This is a genomic window from Companilactobacillus kedongensis, from assembly GCF_003946625.1.
Taxonomy (GTDB): domain Bacteria; phylum Bacillota; class Bacilli; order Lactobacillales; family Lactobacillaceae; genus Companilactobacillus; species Companilactobacillus kedongensis.
Map to the genome: position 1 here is coordinate 1 of NZ_RHOR01000035.1, position 1490 is coordinate 1490.

Here is a 1490-nt window from a genome sequence, read left to right on the forward strand (position 1 = left end):
TGAAGTGAACCCCTTAGTTTGGACATAAAATCCAAACTAAGGGGCTTTTTTATGGTTAAATTCAATTTAGATTTAAAAACTAAAATAGTAACTGAATATTTCAATGGATGTGGTTCCACAACTCTAGCAAAGAAATATGGAATAGCTAGTAAAAGTTTAATCCTTAACTGGGTTCATAGCTTTGATCTACGTGGTGTTAAGGGACTTGAACCACGTAGAATGAACCTAAATTATTCTAGTCAGTTCAAGGTTCAAGTATTAAACTGGAAGAATCAGAACAAGGCGTCGCTTCCAGCGACAGCCTTACATTTTAACTTATCTTCACCGAGTACGGTCTGGCAATGGCAGAAAAAATTTGATGAAATAGGTATAGCTGGTTTAGAACAGCTGAGAGGTAATCCTAAAATGATAAAGCGTAAAAATGAAAATCAAAGTGATAATAATTCTAATAAGAAAGACAAAAATGAAGAAGTAAAGCGACTTAGGCAGGAGAATTTGATGCTAAAAATTCAAAATGAATACTTAAAAAAAGTCGAAGCCTTAGCTCAGAAGAAATCTGTACAAAAGAAATCTCGAAAATAGCCACTGAGTTGAGACGATTATTTCAAGTACCAATCAAAATTGTTCTAAAGGCTATATCCATTCCCAGAAGCACTTATTACTATGCTCGAAGTCATAAGGGACGAGTATTTGATGATGATAAGATCGTCCAAGCAATCGATGAAGTTCGCCAATCTGATCCAAAATATACCAAAAAATATGGTTACCGTAGAATGACGGATGCTTTAAGAGAATTAGGTTTCACCGTCAATCATAAAAAAGTACTGCGTATTATGACTGAACATGCTTGGCTATGCCAAGCGTTCAATCGTCAGAAGAGAAAATATAATTCTTACAAGGGAACCGTTGGTAAAGTATCTAAAAATCTTTTAAAACGTAGATTTAAAACTGATAGACCATATCAAAAATTGGTGGTTGATATCAGTGAGTTTAGATATGGTGATATGGGACAGAATGAACGAGTTTATCTTGAACCAGTTTTAGACTTGTTTTCTGGAGAAATATTGGCATTTAATATCAGTGAGCATCCAACTGTAGATTTTGCCATAAAGCCTCTTAAAGATACTTTAGAATCAATTCCAGAAACAGGATATCGAACTACTATACATACCGATCAAGGATTCCAATATCAAAACATTGCATGGCAAAGAGTTTTAAAGAAACATCATGTCTTTCAAAGTATGTCTAGAAAAGCTACGTGTCTTGATAATGCATCAATGGAGTCATTTTTTCACATAATGAAAGCAGAAATGATGGATATTCATTATGTGAAAAAAGCCGATCTCATTCAGTCAATGACTGAATGGATCGACTTCTATAACAATAGACGTATTAAAACAAAATTAAACGGAAAGTCTCCGGTAAAATACCGAGAACTTTCCGTTCAAAAAGCAGCATAACTATTTGTCCAAACTTAAGGGTTCAGATCA

General features: G+C 34.2%; 2 protein-coding genes. Both read left to right on the top strand.

What is annotated here, in order from left to right; genetic code table 11:
* Positions 1-51 precede the first annotated feature (51 nt).
* The gene (locus EKM60_RS11240) at positions 52-582 is read left to right on the top strand and encodes a helix-turn-helix domain-containing protein (RefSeq protein ID WP_225427058.1); all 531 of its coding nucleotides are present in this window, start codon (positions 52-54) and stop codon (positions 580-582) included.
* On the top strand, positions 579-1460 hold the full coding sequence (locus EKM60_RS11060; protein ID WP_263853107.1) for an IS3 family transposase: 882 nt from the start codon (positions 579-581) through the stop codon (positions 1458-1460). The genes EKM60_RS11240 and EKM60_RS11060 overlap by 4 nt, the downstream gene beginning before the upstream one ends.
* Positions 1461-1490 lie beyond the last annotated feature (30 nt).

Bases quoted from the DNA above. Each gene is read 5' to 3' on its own strand.
- EKM60_RS11240 (WP_225427058.1), top strand. From the start codon at position 52: ATGGTTAAATTCAATTTAGATTTAAAAACTAAAATAGTAACTGAATAT.